The 21,114-nt window shown below is 44.1% G+C and carries 11 protein-coding genes; 4 read left to right on the top strand and 7 right to left on the bottom strand.

Translation table 11 applies throughout. The features are described from left to right. Positions 1–9: 9 nt before the first annotated feature. On the bottom strand, positions 10–2,997 hold the full coding sequence (locus ACEN2L_RS15515; protein WP_441745019.1) for a TonB-dependent receptor: 2,988 nt from the start codon (positions 2,995–2,997) through the stop codon (positions 10–12). Positions 2,998–3,098: 101 nt separating this feature from the next. Then, positions 3,099–6,965 (bottom strand): rhamnogalacturonan lyase family protein, encoded by a 3,867-nt coding sequence (locus ACEN2L_RS15510; protein ID WP_441745017.1) that lies wholly within the window; start codon positions 6,963–6,965, stop codon positions 3,099–3,101. Positions 6,966–7,601: 636 nt separating this feature from the next. On the opposite strand from ACEN2L_RS15510, the gene ACEN2L_RS15505 reads away from it, so the two are divergent. After that, on the top strand, positions 7,602–11,204 hold the full coding sequence (locus tag ACEN2L_RS15505; RefSeq protein ID WP_441745015.1) for a GDSL-type esterase/lipase family protein: 3,603 nt from the start codon (positions 7,602–7,604) through the stop codon (positions 11,202–11,204). A 78-nt stretch (positions 11,205–11,282) separates the two neighbouring features. Here the strand turns inward: ACEN2L_RS15505 and ACEN2L_RS15500 are convergent, their stop codons facing one another. From ACEN2L_RS15500 to zwf, 5 genes are read right to left on the bottom strand one after another with little or no spacing between them, the layout of a single operon-like run. Continuing rightward, the gene (locus tag ACEN2L_RS15500; RefSeq protein ID WP_306023928.1) at positions 11,283–11,924 is read right to left on the bottom strand and encodes a bifunctional 4-hydroxy-2-oxoglutarate aldolase/2-dehydro-3-deoxy-phosphogluconate aldolase; all 642 of its coding nucleotides are present in this window, start codon (positions 11,922–11,924) and stop codon (positions 11,283–11,285) included. Between the two features lie 5 nt (positions 11,925–11,929). After that, positions 11,930–12,883: a glucokinase gene (locus ACEN2L_RS15495; RefSeq protein WP_306023927.1), complete on the bottom strand. Its 954-nt coding sequence runs from the start codon at positions 12,881–12,883 to the stop codon at positions 11,930–11,932. A gap of 22 nt (positions 12,884–12,905) precedes the next feature. Continuing rightward, a complete protein-coding gene (gene edd / locus ACEN2L_RS15490; RefSeq protein ID WP_306023926.1) occupies positions 12,906–14,723 on the bottom strand; it encodes a phosphogluconate dehydratase in 1,818 nt (605 codons plus the stop codon). 9 nt (positions 14,724–14,732) lie between these two features. After that, positions 14,733–15,425, bottom strand: coding sequence for a 6-phosphogluconolactonase (gene pgl / locus ACEN2L_RS15485; protein WP_306023925.1), 693 nt, complete (start codon positions 15,423–15,425; stop codon positions 14,733–14,735). Continuing rightward, positions 15,425–16,915, bottom strand: a complete 1,491-nt coding sequence (zwf, locus tag ACEN2L_RS15480; RefSeq protein WP_306023924.1) for a glucose-6-phosphate dehydrogenase — start codon at positions 16,913–16,915, stop codon at positions 15,425–15,427. Before zwf ends, pgl begins: the two co-directional genes overlap by 1 nt. Before the next feature lie 281 nt (positions 16,916–17,196). Here zwf and ACEN2L_RS15475 point away from each other — a divergent pair, with 281 nt between their 5' ends. The 3 genes from ACEN2L_RS15475 to ACEN2L_RS15465 all read left to right on the top strand — a co-directional run bounded on the left by ACEN2L_RS15475 (position 17,197) and on the right by ACEN2L_RS15465 (position 21,052). After that, positions 17,197–18,048 carry a MurR/RpiR family transcriptional regulator gene (locus ACEN2L_RS15475; RefSeq protein ID WP_306023923.1) on the top strand — a complete coding sequence of 284 codons (852 nt, stop codon included), beginning with the start codon at positions 17,197–17,199 and terminating at the stop codon, positions 18,046–18,048. 215 nt (positions 18,049–18,263) lie between these two features. Continuing rightward, complete coding sequence (pyk, locus tag ACEN2L_RS15470; RefSeq protein ID WP_306023922.1) at positions 18,264–19,697, top strand: pyruvate kinase; 1,434 nt, start codon at positions 18,264–18,266, stop codon at positions 19,695–19,697. A gap of 179 nt (positions 19,698–19,876) precedes the next feature. Continuing rightward, entirely contained in the window at positions 19,877–21,052 is a 1,176-nt protein-coding gene (locus ACEN2L_RS15465; RefSeq protein WP_441745010.1) for a saccharopine dehydrogenase family protein, read from the top strand. The last annotated feature ends 62 nt before the right edge of the window (positions 21,053–21,114 follow it).

Here is a 21,114-nt window from a genome sequence, read left to right as displayed (position 1 = left end):
TTCACTTACTTACATCTTATAAGAAAAACCTACTGAGTACTCTCGTCCAGACCACTGCAAATCAGTAAGACGACCAGGACCGGCATTTTCGCTTTTTACTTCGCTTAGTAAGTTACGGCCATCAATATACACTTTTAAGCCATTATCAAAGGTGTAAATCAGCTTAGCATCCATGTAACCGGCTTTATCTACAAACACGGGGTTGCCTGAGCGGTCAGAAGTAGCGCGGGCTAAATATTCGTCTCGGTAGTTATAAGCAATACGTGCACTCCAATGGGTATCTTCATAAAAAACAGACAAATTATATGAGTTTTTAGACATAGAAGGGAAAGGTAATTCCTCTCCAGTTAGACTATTAAATATGCCTACATCGGCAGATTCCATATACGTGTAGTTAGCACTCCCCCCCATGTTACTTAATATTCCGGGTAGAAAATCAAAGATAGTCGAGGCCTGTAACTCAAGGCCTTTGTTTTTGACCCCACTGCCATTGAGTTTCTGTTTTACATCCCACAGACGACCATCACCAAAAAAATCCACATCGTAGCGGGTATCGGCATCAATGATCCAGCTGGTAATGTCTTTAACAAAATAGCTGCCCGATATAATGGATTGGTCGTCCGGATACCAATTTAGTGCCACTTCCCATTGTTCAGCCATATAAGGTTTCAAAGCGGGGTTGCCTGCAGAACAGGTATTTCTGTTTTCATCTCCTAATTCTGACAACCTTGTGTAATAAATTTTACAGGTGGCATTAACGTTAAGATCGCTAGTTTTAGGATGAGCTAATACCTTAGCTGCGCCAACATACAACACTAATTGGTCAGGAATAAGACCCAAATTTAAGTTAATACTGGGCAGGGTATCTGAATAACCTTCAACCACGGTTTTGCGACCTAAGAAATTATCCGGATGATCAGGATCTTCAATGGGGGCTTGAGGCAGACCATTTGCGCCCACAAGCACATTACCCAATTCATCTTTTGGGTCAACATATACCGTTTCTCTTACATCGCCGTTGGCACCGATTTCGGTTTCCACATAACGTAAGCCTACGTTACCCCAGAACCGTAAACCCATTAACTCCCGTTCAAAATTAGCCTGCAAATAATAAGCATCTGTGTTGACCACCTGATCAAAGTTACCAAGTTTGGCATCTAAATCATTGCGGCTTACATTTTCTTGTGAAACAAATTTCATGACTTCAAGGAAAGGTTCACTATTCACTGCCCAATAAGTGCCTATGGTATCAACCCCTAAATCATACCCTTCAAACAATTCTCGTGACTCAAATGTGCGACCTGTTAATACATTGATATTGTCTTGCAATGTCCAAGGTACACCGTTATAGGAAGAACCCACGTCACGAATAATGTTGTATTCATAATTAATGTTTTCTACCGACACCGAACTACTGCGGTAGCCACCTCGGAAAATGGTAAAAAAATCAGAATCAGGAATATACGTAATATCGAGCTTTGCCATTATTTCTTTGGCTTCATCAGCAGTGGGTGCATATTTGTAACGTACTCGGTTACGATAACTGGCTGGGTCGTTTATATTAAACCTATCTGAGGTGTCATCCTCTGAGCCAGGGAGCCTGTTGTAAAAATACCCTTGGTTGTAATCCCATGAGGGTATTCCGCGCTCATCCAAGGTCACTTTAATTCCAGCAATATCATTGGTCGTGGTTTGCGTATCACGAGAATCAATATCTTGATCGGAGGTAGATTGCGATACCAAACCCTCAACTCGCCATGCGTCACGGGCATACACAAAACCAGCATCTAATAAACTGGTTGTTTGATCCCATGCAAAGTCTAAGGTTCGATTGGTAACACTAGCGGCTTGTGTCACAAAGGATTTAACGTTATGTAGCTCATCAACCACAACTGACTCAGGCATCACCCGCGCTGCTGACCCCACTGCTAAATCGATATTTAAGTCGAGCGCTTGTTTGTCACGGGTGTTGTAGGTGTAACCTACATGAGTCGAAAGGCTATCATTTAAGCGATACTGCAGCATCACTTGCGAGCTTAGGCGTTTTTCATCTCGCCCCCAAATACCATATCGAGGCGTTGCTGGTGAAAATTCCCACCACTGTTTTTCACAGGCAATCGGATCGGTGGCTGCCATACAATCAGCTTGCACGGTAATATCGGCATAGGCCGCATCAATAGACGTTTTCTCATCTACACCATCATAATCAGCGTAACGATTCCATTCAGTGTTTCTAATCGCGTGGATCATGGTGCTTTTGTCGGAACCAGTCACATTGAGAAGCAAACCTAAGTCTTCAGTAAACTTGTACACACCAACAAAATTAAATTTCGGACTGACGTTACCAATCAAATCGTTATATTGTCCCTCGGCACTTACAGACAAAAAGTTTGACTCAAACTCATTAGGTTTGCGGGTTTCAACTTGTATCGTGCCACCAATTCCTCCTTCCGTCATACGGGCTTCAGAGCCTTTAATCACATCAAGAGCCTTAATTAATTCAGAGGCCATATCACGGAAATCTACGCCCCGAGTTCCACCAAAACCAAGGGCTGATACATTATTCACTTCAACTTTCACTAAGTCGGGCTCAACCCCCCGTAAACTAATTTGATTCCCTTCGCCAAAATCGCGACTGAGTTGCACACCCGGAATACGTTGTAGCGCTTCAGCTACGTTTTTATCGGGAAACTGGCCAATATCCTCAGCGACTAACGAATCCATCATGGTGCCGCCATTCTTTTTACGGTCTAAGGCTTTTAACTGACTAAAGCGCATTCCCGATACTTCAATGACCTCGACTCCGGATTCATCGGCCTCAGTGTCACTGATTTCTGATTCTAATTCGGCTGGTGCCGGATTTTTTTCTACTTGCTGCTCTGCGAGCGTTTGCGGCTCTTGAGCGGCATAAATTGGGGTCATTACAACCAGCGCTGCACTACTGGCGAGAATGGCAGCGATAGTTTTACCTAAAGTATTGTGTTTGAAATTAATCATGATTCCCTCATTCTAATTTGAGTTATCTGGAGAGCTAAACTTCTCTTTTCATATCGTGATAACGCTGCCATAAAAAACGATTTTTATGGCAGCCCTTGGGTTTATTGACACGCAATCGGGAGGGGCGCATTGCCGCCCGAGGTTGACTCGATAGTTAAACTGTCAACGTTAGCCAAACCACCAGCCGTTCTTGAAATAAGGGCAATATCAGCTTCCCCAGTTTGTAACTCAACAGTGACGGTAACCGGTACATAAGTCGTCCAATCACCTGGGTTCATGTCTACTTTGGCTACCGCTTCAGTACCATTGATGTCGAGTCTGCCCCAACGGTTATCCGTGCCGCCGTTGGCGTAAACAAAGGTAAAGGTGTAACTTCCCGCTTCAAGCACATTCACTTTCCAGTAAACACCTTTGTCGAGTTCGTTAGCGGTATTGGAAAAACCAGTCCCAGTAAAACCAGGGTTGTTGTTTTCAACCGCGCCATCCACTTTACAGAAACCCACTTGGTCCTCCTCTAATAGCAAAGACGTCACCACCGGTGCGGCCTCAAATTTTACCTCAGCTTCAGGATCAGTATTTATCACCGTGCCATCACTCATGGTCACTTTGAACATGTACCAATAAGTCGTATCTTCAACCAGACCGGTGGTATCTTGATACACTCCTTCAGCATCAACTCCACTGGCAATACGCTCACGGCCGTCAAGGGCATTTGTAGTATTCCGATACAACTCAATTCCGCTGATGCTGGTGAAGAAGTTTTCTAATTTCCATGACAAACTAATCCCACCATCACTGAGCACTGAGAACAAATTCGCCTTAGGAATAGGCACGGCAAACAAGGTCTCACCTTCTGCATCGGTATTCACTGTTGTACCGTCAGCCAGACGCACTTTAAACATGTACCAATAGGTGGTGCCATCCACTAAGCCGGTGGTATCGGTGTAGCTACCTGCGACAGGAACGCTGCTTGCCACCCTGACTCGATTCGCTGTACCGGCAATCGTATTACGATAAAGCTCAATATAATCAATCTCTTGACCAAAGTTTTGCAAGTTCCAAGTGATATCCACTTGTTGACCATCAGACTGCACATTCATATTGGTTATATTGGCCGCATTGGTAATTTCACCTTCAACATCGGTACTTGGGGTTGAGCCATCCGCTAAGGTGAGTTTGAACATGTACCAATAGGTAACGCCTGGTTCAGCTGTCGTATCGAGGAAGGTACCTTGCAATACGTCAGTGTCAGGCAATATCGTTAAACGAGTACGACCACCCGCTTGAGGTAAGGTATTACGGTACAATTGTGAACCGACTATTACAGGGAAGTTTTGTAAATCCCAACTTAAGGCGATACCAGCATCTGTGTACGTAGAGGTGAGATTTGTCACGGGTACAATAATATGTTCACCAAAAACAGGGTCGGCACTTATTGGATCACTGCCTGAAACCTCAAACTCTATCCAGTAAAAATACTTGCCACCAGGCACCGTTGATGGATCGAGCCAAGAGCTCGTCGATACCGCAGGAGAGCCTACTGAAACACGCGTTGCTGAATCAGGTGGGGTATTTCCATCAACGGCATCCGCTCGGTAGATTGTGATGGTATTGGCATCAACATTTTTAGTTGACCATTCTAGTGTTACGCCATCTGGTGAACTGACCCCGTTAAACACTACAAGAGGAATTAAACTTGATGTGAGTTTGGTTTTCGATAGTGCAAGCTCAGAAATTTCAGCGCCACTGCTGTCTTTTAACACTGCCCAGTAATAATAGGTCACATCAGGTAGTGCAGTATCATCATCGAAGGTGGTTTGCCCCTGAGGTAATAGCCCCACACTGACTCTTCCGGCCACACTGTCGGTGGTGTTGCGGAATATTTCGATACTGTCGGCATCAACATTATTTAAATAAACATTGATTGAAACACTATCCTCATCACCTTGCGCCACTAACTTTGTTAACTCACCCAATTCCACGGTTTGCATGGTGAATTGGGGCCATTCACGTATCGAGGTTAATGCTGTATCGGTGTCACTGCCTAAATAGAAACTAGGATGTGGGGGTTGATTGTACGCAACATTTTGCCAAGCAATGGCTTCACGATACTGCACGTCGTGCATTAGAGTGGGTAACCTGATATCCGTAGGTATTGTAGTTGAAAAGATCATTAACTCTGTGCTGTCAGTATTAGCAAAGACAACTTCTTCGCGCCAATCACCGAACAAGTCAGCAGATAAACTTGGGGTTGCCTTAGTACCGTTGTTTGATACTGCATTAAAGGCACTACCTTCAAATATCACTTCAGAACGACTAGTCTGAGGATTCCACTTATAAATATTTGTTCCGTCTAACAACTCTCTGAGTAAATCACCATCCCACCAAATGGCAAAATTCATTTGAGCAGGTCTTTCGGTGTGCCCTTCTAAAATAACCGTTCCATCAGCAGCCACTAGCCCACCGCGGGATCCCCAATTTTCATTGCCGCTATAATTAGGGTCAATATCCACACTCACACCGCGACCAACGTCAGCACCATCAGAAGGACGACGCCATAAAATTGCGCCTGTTTCGGCATCGTGAAGCTCTACGCCGTACTCGATACCATCTTTGGTGTAACTCGTTGGGCTTTCATGCACCATGAACACTTCTAAGCCGGGGCGGCTTGGATCAATATCAGACATATGCAAGGCATCGCCATGCCCTAAGTCAGTGCTATATAAAGCTGTGCCGTCATTATCGATAGCAGCGGCACCAAAGATGATTTCGTCAAATCCATCAGCGTCGACGTCGCCAATCGTTAAGCTGTGCGCACCTTGTCCAGCAACAATAGCATCAGCAGCACCGAAATTTGTATCAAAGGTCCAGCGGCTCACAAATTTGTTATCCCGCCAGTCATACGCCGCAACAACGGCGCGAGTATAGTACCCGCGAGACATAAGTAAGCTTGGAGAATCGTCACCTAAATAAGCCACTCCAGCCAAAAACCTGTCGACCCTATTGCCGTAAGTATCGCCCCAATCACCGACGTTACCGCGAGCAGGTTCATAGTTAATGGTGTCGAGTGCTTCACCTGATAAACCATCAAACATGGTCAAAAATTCTGGGCCATCCAATATATAGCCCGAAGCATTGCGATAAATTGCCGTTGGGTCACCAATAACCGTGCCGCGACCATCAATGGTGCCATCGGCGGTTTTCATGGCGATTTCAGCGCGACCATCTTGATCAAAGTCAAAAGCCATAAATTGGGTGTAGTGAGCCCCTGAACGAATATTAGGGCCAAGATTAATGCGCCACAGTTGTTTGCCTTCCATGGTATAGGCATCAATTAAGGTATCGCCTGTTGCCCCTGATTGGGCATTATCCTTGGCATTACTGGGATACCATTTGACCAGCAGTTCATACTGACCATCACCATCTAAGTCTGCGGCTGAAGCATCATTAGCGCTGTAACTGTATTCGCTACCCTCAACAAAACCATTTTCAGGTTTATTCAGTGCAATACTTAGATAGGAATTAGTCCATGCTGAGCGTTTTTTAGAAGCACCGACTTCTTGCTCGGATACAAAGGCTTTTACCTGGTAACTATCTGTGGCTAGGCCTGTCTTGTCTTCGTAAAAGGTCCGATCAATGACATAATTTGTTGTCAATAATTCATCATTTTTATAAATTTTAAAGCTGACCTTTTGAGAATCAGAGCCTAAAAAACGCCAACTGAGCACATTGCCATCTGCTGTCGGCATAACCACCAGGCCTCTATCTAAAAATTCAAGCGCCTTACCATCTCGTGCGGGATCACTAAGTTCGACAACGACTGGCGGTGTACCGGTATCTACCACAACCTCATTATCTGGCGTGAAGTCCTGCTTACAGCCTGTTATTGCCGTCGATAACATAAGGGGCAGCATTACTTTTGCGAATAAACGACCTTTCTCTTTTTGTACCCAACCATCCGAACTCATTGTTGTTATCTCCTAAAAATAATATTCATCTATATATTTGGTCGATGTTTAAGCAACACACCATTGGAAAAGCGGTATCAATAATGAGGGTATAAACAGGCTCGGTAGTACTTTAAGCAAAAAGTAACCAAAATCAGCCACACCAACCCAAATTAATCATAAGCCATCATATGTAATCAAATAGATAATTCCTATAACACTTGGTTAACATTATTCATATATGAATAATTATTTTTACGTTTCAGCAAAATGGGGAGAATAAATCTAGTTTTGGGGTGGGCAAGGAACAGTGCGCCCCCTTATCTAAATATGAATTAAAAATATTAGAATTATCAATGACCTTAATTTACTTCCTGAACACTAGATTTAAGCCTGTCACCATTTAAATATTCATATATAAAACTTTTCACATTTTTTCGTGAATGGTATTTATGTCGCTAAGTTGATGAAAAAACACACTTAATGAAATCCAAAACAAAGTCACAACCAATCAAATACAGTCAGAATGTTAATAAACTTGATTGCATTTGCATCATAAAACTTTATATTGCGCGCAGCCTTCATTTGTTAACGAAAGGTATAATTTACGTAAACTTTAAGAAAAACTAACATGCGGGACACGAATCGAGGAATGACATGAATAAATATCTTGTTTTATCAGTATTACTGCTATCAGTGATAGGTTGCGGTGGACAAAAGAGTACAGAGATAGGCAGCACCGCCCCTCCTATTATCGCCCCTGCAGAACCAAGCAATCCGCCGCCAACAACACCTGAACCGAATGAAGTTATCATTGAAGAAATGACAGCTGGCTTTTGTACCTTAACTGGGGAAGTCGAAAACGAATATACGGGATTCACAGGTGAAGGCTATGCCAATCCGAGTGATACTGAAAACTCAATAGTGAAGTGGCAAGTCAATGTCACTAAAGCGGGAGAATATACTCTCGAGCTTCACTACGCAGCACCTATTGATTTACCCGCCACATTTTCAGGCAATAATAATCGTGTCAACATTGCCTTAGCCTCTACAACAGCATGGGACCTTTGGACGACAGACTCAGCCGTTTTATTCCTAGCTGCAGGTGAAAATACCATTACACTCAGCGGCACAAAAGCTGAGGGCTTACCAAATATTGATTCTCTTACAGTAAAAGGTGAAGGCTTGACTGCTGGCGCTTGTGTTTTTGAAGCAACCATACCGGAAGTTGACGTCCCGACGGCTGACAAACGCGTGTATGTTATTGGCGATTCAACGGTAGCCAACTATGGCGCCTCATATTATCCGCAAAAAGGATGGGGCCAATTATTACAACTTTTTTTCAAAGATACAGATATTGAAGTGGTTAATCGCGCAAGAGGCGGACGCAGTTCAAGAAGTTATTACACTGAGGCGGGCGTGTGGGATGCAGTACTCGCAGAGATAAACAGTGGCGATTACCTGCTTATTCAATTCGGCCATAATGACCGGGACTTTAGTAAAGCCGAGCGGTATACCCCACCAGCAGACTATGAAACGTACCTCACCAATTATGTAAACGAAGCGCGAGACAAAGGTGCAATTCCAGTGTTAGTCAGTCCGATGATTATGAATGCCTACAACGGTGACGTCTTGCGTAATGTGTTTACCGAAACCGGCAATGATTATCGTGGTGCGATGCTAAAAGTAGCAACGGAGCTAAATGTGCCCTTTATTGATTTAAATATGAAATCTTTTGAGCTGGTTACTGCTCTTGGTAAAGAACAAGCATCACATTATTTATATTTAATGCTTGATCCGGGCGAATACCCAAACTATCCGAATGGCTCAAATGACGGTACACATTTTCAAGAAACGGGCGCCGTTGAAATGGCCCGACTTATTGTCGAAGGACTGGTTGAATTAAAAGACCGAGTAGACATCGCCCCTCTGATGTCAACCTTGCAGCATCGCTACGAATTAAGTGTTGAAAATGTCGGCGCTAATAACAGCATTATCACCGCTGGGAACGCTTACCCTGCTGGCACCCCCCTGACCTTCAAAACAATTGAAGGTGATAGTGATACCTTCGATGCTTGGTACAACTGGGGACAGAAAGTCACTGAAACGAGTATTTATCAAACGACGATGCCAGCCAGTAAATATACCGTTGTAGCCGCCTTTAATGGCGCCATCCCCATAGCCAATTTTAATGCAGCAACATTATTTATTATTGGCGACTCGACGGTTGCTGACTACACCGACAACTACTACCCGCAAACAGGCTGGGGACAAGTATTTCAAACGCATTTTGATGACGCGAAAATCACCGTAGATAACAGGGCGTTAGGGGGCACCAGCTCAAAAAGTTTCTATGAAAATCATTGGGATTCGGTAAAAGCGGATATCTCAGCAGGTGACTTTGTCTTTATTCAATTTGGTATCAATGATCGCAGTACTGATGCCGATCGAGCCGCCCCAACCGGCGGAGCTTTTGAAGGTTTTCTCACGCTTTTTGCACAAGAAACCATCGATGCAGGTGCGACACCAGTATTCATTAGCTCAGTGCGCCGTAACCAGTGGCAAGCAGGTGTACCCTACGATGCCTATCACGAGCACCCTATCGTAACAGGCGAACTGGCTGAAACTCTAGGCCTAGCCTTCATCGATTTAGATAGCAAAAACAAAGCCCTGCTTGAAGAAGTCGGTGAGGATTACGCTAATCAATTTTATTACATGGGTTTTGCCGCGAATGAGTATGACAATTTCAAAAATGGTAGTGATGACACCGTTCATTTTCAACAAGCAGGAGCGATTGAAATTGCCCGTTTGGTTCGAGAAGGCGTAGCAGGGCTTAGTACCAATCAAGCAATTGCACCGCTGATTGACGCTTTGCAACCGCTTTATACCTTAACGGTCGAAAGTCCTACACCTGAGGCTGGCGTTTTTACTAAAGGCTATGCCTATCCTATTGGAAGCCCCTTGACGGTCAAAGCGTTGGCCAAAACAGACAATATCTTTACTCAATGGCTAGATGAAAATAGTGCTCAATTATCTGATAAGGCCATTTACCAATTCAGTTCTGACGACAGTGATTCGCTATTACGTGCCGTGTTTAACAACAGTGAAGGACTTGGTATGCCAAGTACTAACCTCGTATCCCACTTAGATGGCACCAAGGTGGTATTAAATTGGAACTTACAAAACTTCGATCCAGCCATCAGTTATCTTGAGCTATATCGTAATGATAAAGAAGACACGGTTGGCCGTACACGAATTGTTGCTGGTGCAGCACACACAGGGACCTTTATCGATGAAACCGCAGTTGAAGGTACAACTTATTGGTACATGTTTAAAGTGACACAAGATACGGTTACCAGCAATACCGTGCCTGAAGCACAAATAAGAGTGCCCTATGTCACTGAAGTGCCAGTCACTAACTTAGTTGCAGTGGTGGATGGCACTGCAGTAGAACTTAGCTGGGATCTAAAATACTTTGACCCCGATATCAGCTACTTAGAACTGTACCGTAATGACAAAAATGACACCGCTGGACGTTCTCGAATTATTGCTGGCGCTGCTTTGGCAGGAAACTACAGAGATGAGGGTTTAGAGCCGGGAAAAACATATTGGTATATGTTTAAAATGACCCAAGATGGTGTGACAGGTAATACCGCTCCAGAAGCAGAAAGCCTTATACCAATTGTCGTGGGCGCGCCTAGCACGAACTTAACGGCCACCGTGAACGGCAATGCTATCGAACTAAGCTGGGATTTGCAGAACTTCACACCCGCCATTACTGCTGTTGAAGTATATCGAAATGATAAAAATGACACTAGCGATAGAACCCGCATCTTAAGTGGCGCGCCATTGATGGGGACATTTAAAGACGAAACCGCGGTAGCGGGCACAACGTATTGGTATATGTTTAAGCTCACTCAGGGGGATAGCACAACCAATACCACACCAGAAGCAGAGACCATGATCCCGCCAGTGATCACCTTGCCTGTCACAAATCTGACGACCACAGTAAATGGTAGCGATATTACTGTGAGCTGGGACTTACAAGGCGCCAATCCAGATATCACCTATTTAGAACTGTATCGGAATGATCAAAATGGTACATCGGGGCGCACCAGGATCATAGCAGGCCCGGCTCTTACTGGTAGTTATGTCGATATGGGTTTGGTGAGCGGCACAACTTACTGGTATATGTTCAAAATTACTCAAGCTGGCGTGACGTCAAATACCGCGCCAGAAGCAGAAACAACGATACCCTAAACCACTATTTGTAGTATATCCAAAAACTAAAAAAGCCGCTTAAGCGGCTTTTTAACATTCAAATAAGGTAAATTTGGCTTATTTAGCCCCAGCGACAGCTTGCTTAGCTAACTCAGTAATTTTGTCCCACTCACCGTTTTCCATTGCGCCATCTGGCACTAACCAAGAACCACCCGCACAACGTACGTTAGGTAAGGCAAGATAATCTAAGTAGTTGCTGGGACTAATACCGCCGGTTGGGCAGAACGCGACATCAGGGAATGGACCACCAATAGCTTTCAATGCTTTAACACCACCAGAAGCTTCAGCAGGGAAGAATTTAAAGTGGGTATAACCATGATCTAAACCTTTCATCAATTCTGAAATAGATGAAATACCTGGTATGAGTGGAATATCGCCCTCATTACCCGCTTCGAGTAAATCAGGTGTCATTCCTGGGCTGATTGCAAACATCGCACCTGCATCTTGCACTTCTTTTAATTGCGCACGATTGGTTACTGTACCTGCACCAATTAATGCTTCCGGCACTTCTTTCGCGATCTTAGCAATGACTTCTAACGCAGCGGGGGTGCGCAAAGTAACTTCTAATACGCGGATACCGCCCGCTATCAAGGCCTTAGCTAAAGGCACAGCATGCTCAACGTCTTTAATGACCAACACAGGTACAACGGGTCCTTGGCTGAAGATTTCTTCAGAGCTTAATTTCCAATTTTTTGTCATTGCAATTACCTTTTAAAATTTTGTGCTAAATAGGCCATGGCACCAATTAATCCGTGATCTGGCTCTGTAATAATGAAAGTAGGGATACCGGCAACATAGTCGCGGAAACGACCTTTGGCTTCAAAACGTTGACGAAAATCACTGTCCTTTAAAAAGTTAAGAAAACGCGGGGCAATACCACCACCAATATACACACCACCGCGGGTGCCCATATTAAGCGCTAAATTACCGGCAAAACTGCCCATAATTCGGCAAAACTGTTTAAGTGTAGCGAGACTCAACTGACAACTCCCATCCAAAGCACGGTCAGTAATATCTGCTGGGTCATCAAATACCGCCGTAAGACCTCTATCTTCGGCCAATGCTTGATAAATTTGCACGAGGCCGCGACCAGACATCACCTCTTCAGCAGAAGCATGCCCATACTTTTTGGTCAAAAAGCGCCAAATAGCTAAGTCATCTTCATCCACAGGAGCGAAATCGACATGGCCGCCTTCACCGTCTAAGGCTAACCAACCTTCTGCGGTCTGGGTCAAGTGTTTAACACCTAAGCCCGTACCCGGACCAAAAACCGCAATATTGTCGGTCGGTACCGATTGGCCACGACCGACTTGGGCTTTTTGTTGCTGATTCAACACAGTGACCGCATGTGCTACTGCAGTAAAATCATTAATTACGCCCAACCACTCCAGCCCTAGGGATTCTTGCAGCGCAGAGATAGAAAATTGCCACTGATTGTTTGTCATAGAAACAAAGTCACTATTTACTGGACAAGCCAAGCCTAAACAACCCGCGGTGAATTTTGTATCAGCGAATTCACTCAAATAAATTTTGATAACAGCATCAATCGAACCGTAATCACTGCACAAATACTTTTTGATATGGCTTAATTTACCATCATCAATTTGTGCAAGGCGGATATTTGTTCCGCCTACATCAGCAACAAAACATGCACTCATAGATGTTTCCTGACTTAGTCTATTATTGACCAAAGAACAGCGAGCAAGCGCCTTCTTCAGCACCTGTTAACGTAGAGCGCATGCCAGCAAACATTTCACGGCCCATGCCAATTTGATGTAAGGCAACATCCGTAATGGTCGCTTCTCGCGCGTCTAAGGTATGACTGTCGACAAGCAAACTCATCACACCCGTTTGGGTATTAAGCTCAATCATGTCACCGCTTTGTACCTTGGCGATTAAACCACCTTTACAGGCTTCCGGAGTCACGTGGATGGCAGCGGGTACCTTACCTGACGCACCTGACATCCGGCCATCCGTTACTAACGCAACTTTGAAGCCTTTATCTTGTAGCACACCAAGAGGAGGAGTCAGACTGTGCAGTTCAGGCATACCAATAGCCGATGGCCCTTGGTTGCGCACTACCACAATACAGTCTTTATTTAAGTCACCCGCTTTGAACGCTGCGGCTAGTTCAAACTGATCTTCAAATACCACAGCTGGAGCTTTTATGATGCAATGGGTTTCACGCAATGCAGACGTTTTCATTACCGCACGGCCCAAATTACCGTGTAAGACGGATAAACCACCATCTGGCTTGAAGGGTTTAGCGACACTGGCCACAACATTGGTATCAAAGGACTCGGTAGGACCATCACGCCATTCCAACACGCCATCATTCAACACAGGCTCTTTGGTATATTGATCAAGACCACGACCACAGATAGTGTTCACATCATTATGTAATAAACCACCGTCCAATAATTCTTTGAATAACAAGGCCATACCGCCAGCTGCGGTAAAATGGTTGATGTCAGCAGAGCCGTTTGGATAAATACGCGTTAACAAGGGGACGGCGTTAGAAATGTCAGAGAAATCATCCCAATTGATAATATAACCCGCTGAACGTGCCACTGCCACTAAGTGCATGGTGTGGTTAGTTGAACCACCGGTTGCCAACAAACCAACCAAACCGTTGACCAAAGCTTTTGCATCAACAATATGGCCAATCGGCATGTAGTTATCACCTAAGTCGGTGATACGGGTGACTTGACGAGCCGCTGCATCAGTTAAGGCATCACGTAAAGCTGTACCTGGGTTAACAAATGATGAACCAGGCAAATGCAAGCCCATGGTTTCAACCACTAACTGGTTACTGTTCGCTGTACCATAAAAAGTACAAGTGCCGGCTGAGTGATAAGATTGAGATTCAGCCTCAAGCAATTCTTCACGGCCTACTTTACCTTCAGCATAGGCTTGACGTACGCGCGCTTTTTCTTTGTTTGGAATACCAGATGGCATTGGACCTGCAGGTACAAATACTGTCGGTAGATGACCAAAACTCAAGGCGCCCATTAGGAGTCCAGGAACGATTTTATCGCAAATACCCAACATCAAGGTGCCATCAAACATATTGTGTGACAGCGCAACAGCGGTAGATAAGGCAATCACATCTCGGCTCATAAGACTCAGATCCATACCCGGATTACCTTGAGTCACACCATCACACATTGCAGGAACACCACCGGCAAACTGTGCAATACTGCCGACTTCAGCAATCGCTTTTTTCAATTTTGCAGGATAGGCTTCGTAAGGTTGGTGGGCCGACAACATATCATTGTACGAAGAGACAATAGCAATATTTGCTTTTATCATGCTACGTAAATCCGCTTTTTCTTCAGCACCACATGCAGCAAAGCCATGAGCCAAATTACCGCATGACAAGACGCCGCGATGGGGACCTTGAAGACGGGCTTTTTCGATTTTTGCGAGATAAGCACTGCGTGTCGCTTGGCTGCGCTCAATAATTCGTTGTGTTACTTCTTGAATAAGCGTATTCATGACGTTCTCCTATGGTGCCCACATTAATTCGACGTTGACATTGTTTAGTATTGCTCTGATGGGCATCTCTAGTTCATTGTTATCGGCTAAGGCTTTCGCTAACACTTCTCTTTTTGCATCACCGGTAAGGTGCAAGAATACATGTTTACTACTGACTAACGCTGGCAAAGTAAAGCTCATGCGTTGATTAGGTGCGGTAGTAGGTTGTACCGCAATGAAGGTTTCACCTGAATCAAGGTCAAGGCCAGCAGCAATTTGTGTTGAACAGGGAAAGAGTGATGCCGTATGTCCATCTTCCCCCATGCCCAAAATAAGCACATCAAAGGGGCGCTTAAAATTAGCAAAATTTGTATTACAGGCTTCGATAGCATCCTGCGCATTCGCGTGGGCGGTTTTTAAACCAACAAAATTGGCCTCAGCCGCTTTATTAACTAATAGCTTTGCTCTGACCATTTTTTCGTTTGATGCATCATTCTCTACATCAACCCAGCGTTCGTCCGCCAAACTGATGTCAACCTTGCTCCATGCAAGGTCAACATGAGACAACGCTTCAAACAATGCTGCAGGTGTACGACCACCAGACACAACTAAGCTAGCCCGCCCGTCGGTTTCAATGGCGGCTTGCAAAATTGCACTGATACGCTGACAAAAGTCTTGGTTAAGGGCATCAGGTGTTTCGAACAATGATTGACGTAAAGGCATTATTTTTTCCCAATTTTACTTTCGTACCAAGAACGGTTTTCTCGTGCCATCAAGGCAATCGATTCAGTTGGTCCCCACGTTCCTGCTTGATAAGGCTCAGGAGGCTCATTGCTGGAGCGCCATGCATCTAGAATACCGTCAACCCATTTCCATGCGGCTTCCACTTCATCACGGCGAACAAACAAAGCCTGATTACCTAACATTACTTCAAGCAATAATTTTTCATAGGCATCAGCGATACGTTCACCTTGGAAAGTTTCAGAAAAACTGAGGTTTAAACGAGACTTCTGTAAATCCATTGAACCTGTACCGGTTAAACCAGGCACTTTATTCATGACCGTCACTTCAACACCTTCGTCAGGCTGTAGTCTGATCGTTAGCTTGTTTGGCGGTAACTGTGGGAAACTGTCTTTAAACAAGTTGTGCGGTTGGCGTTTAAAATAAATAACCACTTCACTGGTTTTTCCAGGTAGGCGTTTACCCGTGCGCAAGTAAAAAGGCACTCCCGCCCAACGCCAGTTATCTAATTCAACCTTAATAGCCACAAAAGTCTCTGTCTTTGAGCTTACGTTTGCATCAGGTTCATCTAAGTAACCAGGCACTTCTTGGCCCTTTACAAAACCATTGACATATTGGCCTCGTACGGTTTTTTCACGCATATTTGATGAGTTAATAGGACGCAAACTTTTTAATACTTTAAGTTTTTCATCACGGATGCTGTCTGCGTCTAAGTTAGCGGGTGGCTCCATGGCAATTAAAGTCAATATTTGCAAAAGGTGATTTTGCACCATATCGCGCATTTGACCAGCTTCGTCAAAATAGCCCCAACGGCCTTCTATACCCACGGATTCAGCAACGCTGATCTGTACATGGTCGATACAGTTGTGATCCCAATTTGTGGCAAAAATAGAGTTAGCGAAACGCAAGGCAATCAGGTTAAGTACGGTTTCTTTACCTAAGTAATGGTCAATACGATAAATCTGTGACTCATCAAAGAATTCAGCGACCTGATCGTTGATGACTTTTGAAGAAGCGAGGTCGTGACCAATTGGCTTCTCCAATACCACTCGCATGCTTTTGGTAATAACATTCGCTGCTTTTAAACCACGACAAATATCACCAAAAATAGAAGGAGGAGTGGCAAAGTAACACACCATTAATCGTCCAGATTTAGCATGGGACTTAAACGCGGAGTAACTTTTAGCCTCTTTCATATCAACACAAGCGTAAGCCAGTTTTGACGAAAAGCGCTCCCACGTTTCCTCACATAAAGGTTCTTTAGTAAACTTTTCAACGTTCTCTTTGACCATAGCGACATAGTCGCTATCTGAAATCTCATTTCTTGCAACACCAATTATTTTGGAGTCTGCATGCATGAGGTTTGCTTTTTCAAGTTGATATAAAGAAGGAAGAAGCTTACGACGTGCTAAATCACCTTTGGTGCCGAACAAAACAAAATCACAAGGTTCGAATGAATTTTCCAAAACCATTTTTATCTGCCTATCTGCTTAAACGAATTGAATGATTACAGTTACCTTAATGAAGTAAGACCACAATCAATAAGAATCTGTGCTAAAAGTTAACATTAAATGTAGTAAATTTACAACTTTTTACAGGGTCTACCACCACAAAAACCCCTTTATTTACCCAAAAAGAGGCGTAAAATGGAAGTGTTTCTGTTAATTAATTACAACTTTAGTACCCGGGTAGCTATGTACAATGTTAAAGTGCAGCTACAAAAAACAATTATAATGAAGTTTTTGATGCAAGTATGAATATTCTAGAAAAAATAACCCAACATAACGCTGCGTTTAGTAAATCTGAACGCAAAGTAGCTGAAGTCATTCTCGCTAATCCTCAAACTGCGATCCACAGTAGTATTGCTACGTTAGCCAAAATGGCTGATGTCAGTGAACCGACGGTAAACCGTTTTTGTCGGCGCCTAGATACCAAGGGCTACCCTGATTTTAAATTGCATCTTGCTCAAAGCTTGGCTAACGGTACGCCCTACGTGAACCGACACGTAGAAGAACACGACGGTCCAGAGGAATACACCAAGAAAATCTTTGAATCAACCATGGCCTCTCTAGAGGTAGCGCGCCAATCAGTCGACATTCATACGATCAACCGCGTGGTAGATTTGCTTACTCAAGCGCAAAAGATTTCGTTCTTTGGCTTGGGCGCTTCAGCTTCTGTTGCTCATGATGCATTAAATAAATTTTTTCGCTTCAATGTACCAGTTGTGTATTTCGAAGACATACTTATGCAACGAATGAGCTGCATGAACTGTACAGAAGATGATGTAGTAGTGCTGATTTCTCATACTGGGCGCACCAAAAGCTTAGTGGAGATAGCACAAATAGCCCGCAGTAACGATGCAACGGTTGTCGGTATTACCTCAAAAGACAGCCCCTTAGGCAAAGAATGTAATTTGGTCTTGTCACTCGATGTGCCCGAAGACACTGACATGTATATGCCCATGGCCTCCAGAATAGCTCAGCTCACATTAATAGACATATTGGCCACTGGCTTTACTTTGCGCAGAGGAAATAAGTTTAGAGAAAACTTAAAACGCGTCAAAGATACCCTGCGCGGTTCCCGTTTCGACAAGAAAAATGATTAAGCGATTACGCAAACACGGATTTTTTACAATATATTAAAGAAAGTAATTGAAATAATTCACTTTAAGTTATGAATGAACTACCATTTTGTAATAAAATTACAAAACAGATAGTTTATAACAACAAATAGAGATAACGCAGTCTGGCAAAGAAGGATTCATTTTTTGCTGTTCAATTTTAAGCACCACAATCGCCAACAAAACAGGGCAAGGTAATCATGTTACGAAGAACAAAAATACTCGCTACTTTAGGTCCATCTACTGACACAGTTGAACAAATCGAAGCTATCCTCGCGGCTGGCGCAAATGTGGTCAGAATGAATTTCTCTCATGGCACAGCAGAAGACCATATCAACCGAGCGAACAGAGTAAGAGCTGCAGCAAAAAAACTAGGTAAATATGTCGCCATTTTAGGTGACTTACAGGGACCTAAAATTCGTGTGGCAAAGTTCGAAAACAATTCTATTGTGCTTAAAATTGGCGACAAATTCATTTTAGATGCTGATATGGACCGCAGTGCTGGCAATCAGCAAGCGGTAGGTATCGATTATAAAGCGCTGCCTGGTGATGTGAGTTCTGGCGATATTTTGTTGTTGGATGATGGCCGTATTCAGTTAAAAGTCATAGACGTTAACGGTAATAAAATTAATACCGAAGTCACCGTAGCCGGTAAATTATCAAACAATAAAGGTATCAACCGTTTAGGCGGCGGCTTATCTGCTGAAGCTTTGACTGAAAAAGATAAAGAAGACATTAAAACTGCAGCAATTATTGGTGTTGATTACCTTGCAGTGTCGTTTCCACGTAATGGTGATGACATGCGTTACGCCCGTCGCCTTGCCGAAGAAGCGGGTTGTGTGGCGATGATGTGTGCAAAAGTAGAGCGCGCTGAAGCAGTCGCCAGCGACGAAGCCATGGATGATATTATTGAGGCCTCTGATGCGGTCATGGTTGCTCGTGGTGATCTAGGCGTTGAAATTGGCGATGCTGAATTAGTTGGCGTACAGAAAAAGCTGATTTCTCGTTCACGTCAGCTAAATAAAGTGGTTATTACTGCTACGCAAATGATGGAATCGATGATCACCAGCCCAATGCCAACGCGCGCTGAAGTCATGGACGTAGCCAACGCAGTACTAGATGGAACTGATGCAGTGATGTTGTCAGCCGAAACCGCAGCCGGTGAGTTTCCAGTTGAAACTGTCGCCGCCATGGCTCGTGTTTGTCAAGGTGCTGAAACCCATCCTAGCATCAAAATATCAAAACATCGCATGGATGAAAGCTTTAACACCATTAGCGAAACCACGGCATTAAGTGCGGTATATGCTGCAAATCATTTAAAAACCATCAAAGCCATTGTAGCTTTGACCGAAAGTGGTAGCACGCCACTGCTTATGTCTCGTATCACCACTTCCTTACCGATTTACGCTCTTTCGCGTCATGAGTCCACCCTCAACGTGATGGCCTTATATCGTGGCGTCAAGCCAGTGTTTTTTGATTCAAGAGGCAGCGACCCCGGTCAATTAAAAAATGACGTGGTGACGATCATGCTCGAAAAAGGTCTGATAGAAAAAGGCGACCAGTTCATCATGACCTATGGTGACGCCATGGAAACGGTTGGCGGCACCAACGCTTGTAAGATTGTTACCGCTTAAGTAAAGGGCTTCAAGCCACTATTAAAAACGAACTTATATAGTTCGTTTTTTTTTGCCTCAAAATAACTAATAACCTTAGTTAATGGAACTATATTATTTAAATAAATTTAGCGAATAGATAAAGCGCTTTAGAATATGAATATCGACTCATAGTTAACTTTTATCAACAGGAAGCTCTCATGAACAAGTCAAAAGAATTTGATCTCGTTGTGTATGGCGCGACAGGGTTTACCGGCCGTTTAGTGGCAGAATATTTAGTCAAGCAATACGCCAACGACTCATCACTAAAATGGGCAATGGCGGGTCGTAGCGAGCAAAAACTAGCACAAGTTCGTGATGAAATTGGCGCTCCCTCTGACATACCTTTAGTGGTAGCTGACGCAGAAAATAAAGTCAGCATGGAGCATATGCTAGACCGGACCAAAGTCGTCTTAACCACAGTAGGGCCTTATCAATTATATGGTTCAGACCTCGTCGCCATGTGTGCAAGCAAAGGGGTAGATTACGTAGACCTATGTGGCGAACCCGTTTGGATGCGTGAAATGATTGATGCCCATGGCGAAACAGCAAAAAGTAGTGGCGCACGAATTGTGTTTTCTTGTGGTTTTGACTCTATTCCCTTTGATTTGGGTGTGTTTCACTTACAAGAGCTCGCCAAACAACAACTTGGCCATACGGTGAGTCGCGTGAAAGGCCGGGTACGTAAAATGCGCGGCACCTTTTCAGGCGGCACCGCGGCAAGTTTAAAAGCGACTTTAGCGGCAGCCAAACAAGATCCAACAAAAATGCAATTGCTGCTCAATCCTTTTTCACTTACGCCAGGTTTTCAGGGCACAGAGCAGCCCCACGGCAATAAACCTTATTATGATGAAGACTTGGGCAGTTGGGTAACAAGCTTTATCATGGCAGCGATTAATACTCGTAACGTACACCGCTCTAACCACCTCCTTAATTACGCATATGGTGAAGATTTTGTTTACGATGAAATGTTGATGACCGGCCCAGGCGAAAAAGGTGAAGCCATAGCAAACGCCGTTGCCTCTGACAAAAGCATGTCAGGTGACAAAGGGCCAAAACCCGGCGAAGGGCCAAGTAAAGAAGAACGTGAAGCAGGGTTTTACGACGCATTATTTGTCGGTATCGATACCAATGGACAACAAATCAACGTGAGTGTCTCAGGGGAACTTGACCCAGGTTATGGCTCGACATCACGCATGATCGCAGAAAGTGCTATTTGCTTAGTCAAAGATGCCACCGACACAAAAGGCGGTATTTGGACAACAGCACCGGCCATGGGTGACAAACTCATTAAACGCTTGGTAGACAATGCAGGCTTGAGCTTTAAGCAAGAGTAACACTTACCCCCTTAAAGACTAAAAAGCCCAATGTTTCATTGGGCTTTTTGATGAACAAACTG

Origin of the sequence: Flavobacterium sp. W21_SRS_FM6 (assembly GCF_052119645.1) — a bacterium.
Classification (GTDB): Bacteria; Pseudomonadota; Gammaproteobacteria; order Enterobacterales; family Alteromonadaceae; genus Paraglaciecola.
This window is presented reverse-complemented; position numbering and strand designations above follow the sequence as displayed.

Excerpts from the sequence above, each read along its gene's own strand:
- ACEN2L_RS15515 (WP_441745019.1), bottom strand. The coding sequence starts at position 2,997 with ATGATTAATTTCAAACACAATACTTTAGGTAAAACTATCGCTGCCATT.
- ACEN2L_RS15510 (WP_441745017.1), bottom strand. The coding sequence starts at position 6,965 with ATGAGTTCGGATGGTTGGGTACAAAAAGAGAAAGGTCGTTTATTCGCA.
- ACEN2L_RS15505 (WP_441745015.1), top strand. The coding sequence starts at position 7,602 with ATGAATAAATATCTTGTTTTATCAGTATTACTGCTATCAGTGATAGGT.
- ACEN2L_RS15500 (WP_306023928.1), bottom strand. The coding sequence starts at position 11,924 with ATGACAAAAAATTGGAAATTAAGCTCTGAAGAAATCTTCAGCCAAGGA.
- ACEN2L_RS15495 (WP_306023927.1), bottom strand. The coding sequence starts at position 12,883 with ATGAGTGCATGTTTTGTTGCTGATGTAGGCGGAACAAATATCCGCCTT.
- edd (WP_306023926.1), bottom strand. The coding sequence starts at position 14,723 with ATGAATACGCTTATTCAAGAAGTAACACAACGAATTATTGAGCGCAGC.
- pgl (WP_306023925.1), bottom strand. The coding sequence starts at position 15,425 with ATGCCTTTACGTCAATCATTGTTCGAAACACCTGATGCCCTTAACCAA.
- zwf (WP_306023924.1), bottom strand. The coding sequence starts at position 16,915 with ATGGTTTTGGAAAATTCATTCGAACCTTGTGATTTTGTTTTGTTCGGC.
- ACEN2L_RS15475 (WP_306023923.1), top strand. The coding sequence starts at position 17,197 with ATGAATATTCTAGAAAAAATAACCCAACATAACGCTGCGTTTAGTAAA.
- pyk (WP_306023922.1), top strand. The coding sequence starts at position 18,264 with ATGTTACGAAGAACAAAAATACTCGCTACTTTAGGTCCATCTACTGAC.
- ACEN2L_RS15465 (WP_441745010.1), top strand. The coding sequence starts at position 19,877 with ATGAACAAGTCAAAAGAATTTGATCTCGTTGTGTATGGCGCGACAGGG.